Origin of the sequence: Nocardia pseudovaccinii NBRC 100343, assembly GCF_001613225.1 — a bacterium.
In the GTDB taxonomy this organism is placed as follows: domain Bacteria; phylum Actinomycetota; class Actinomycetes; order Mycobacteriales; family Mycobacteriaceae; genus Nocardia; species Nocardia pseudovaccinii.
The window spans coordinates 1-1251 of record NZ_BDBY01000478.1; the positions used below are offsets into that span (position 1 = coordinate 1).

Consider the following 1251-nt stretch of genomic DNA (forward strand, 5'->3'; position numbering starts at 1 on the left):
CGGCTTCGGTTGACTCTTGACCTGAAGAGACTGTCCGGTCTCTTCTGTGAGAGGATCATCCGCCGTGCCCAAGCCCTACCCCGAAGAGTTCCGTCGCGACGTGGTCGCGGTGGCCCGCAAGGGTCAGGCTCCGCTGAAACAGGTCGCGAAGGATTTCGGGATCTCGGAGAGTTGCCTGGCCAACTGGCTCCGCAAGGCCGACATCGAGGACGGAAACCGGCCCGGTGTCACCCAGGCGGAATCCGAAGAACTGCGTGAACTGCGTAAACGATTGAAGTTGGTGGAGCAGGAGAACGAGATCCTGCGCCGTGCCGCGGCGTTCTTCGCCCGTGAGTTGCCCCCAAAATGATGTTTCCGCTGGTCCTCGACCTTGCCGCCGACTCTATCCCTGTCGCGGTGACCTGCCGGACATTGGGATTCTCCAAGCAGGCGTTCTACAAGTGGCGCAAAGACCCTGTCTCGCAACGTGACTGGGACGACGCACATCTGATCAACGCCGCCTTGGACGTTCACGCCGACGACCCGGAGTTCGGATATCGGTTCATCGCCGACGAACTCGCCGACCTCGGCTACGAGGCCGGCGAGAACCGGGTCCAGCGGCTGTGCTCGCTGCAGGGCATCTTCAGCTGCTTCGCCAAGAAACCCGGCCTCACCAACCGGCCGGGCCCGCCGGTGCACGAGGACCTCCTCGCCCGGGATTTCACCGCCGGGCGGCCGAACCAGGTGTGGTTGACCGATATTTCCGAGCACCGCACCGACGAAGGCAAGCTCTACATCTGCGCGGTCAAGGACGTGTGGTCCAACCGGATCGTCGGCTACAGCATCGACGAACGGATGACCGCGTCGCTGGCGGTGGCGGCGCTACGCAACGCCATCGCCCTGCGGTCGCCGGTCGACACGATCGTCCATTCCGACCGCGGCAGCCAATTTCGCTCCAGGAAATTCTGCAAACTATTGTCCAACAACGGTTTACGCGGCTCCATGGGCCGGGTAGCCGCGTGCGCGGACAACGCCGCCATGGAATCGTGGTTCGCGCTTCTGCAACGCAACGTACTCGACAGAAAGCGTTGGGCCACAAGAGAAGAACTCCGCCTCGCCATGGTCGTCTGGATCGAACGCACCTACCACCGACGCCGCCGCCAACGGGGCCTGCAACGCCTGACCCCGATCGAATATGAGACCCTGAACCAGGCCCCACTCGCGGCCTGAAACCACCATTACCCGCGAGTCAACTGATCTCGGGGCAGTCCC

Annotated in this window: 1 protein-coding gene; it reads left to right on the top strand. The window is 63.1% G+C overall.

Annotated features, from left to right (window positions below; all coding sequences use genetic code 11):
* Nucleotides 1-64: 64 nt before the first annotated feature.
* Nucleotides 65-1209 (top strand): IS3 family transposase gene (locus NP3_RS46005; protein ID WP_157125026.1). Its coding sequence is split into 2 segments (ribosomal slippage): nt 65-338 and nt 338-1209, totalling 1146 coding nucleotides; the frame shifts between segments, so codons are not numbered across the junction.
* Nucleotides 1210-1251 lie beyond the last annotated feature (42 nt).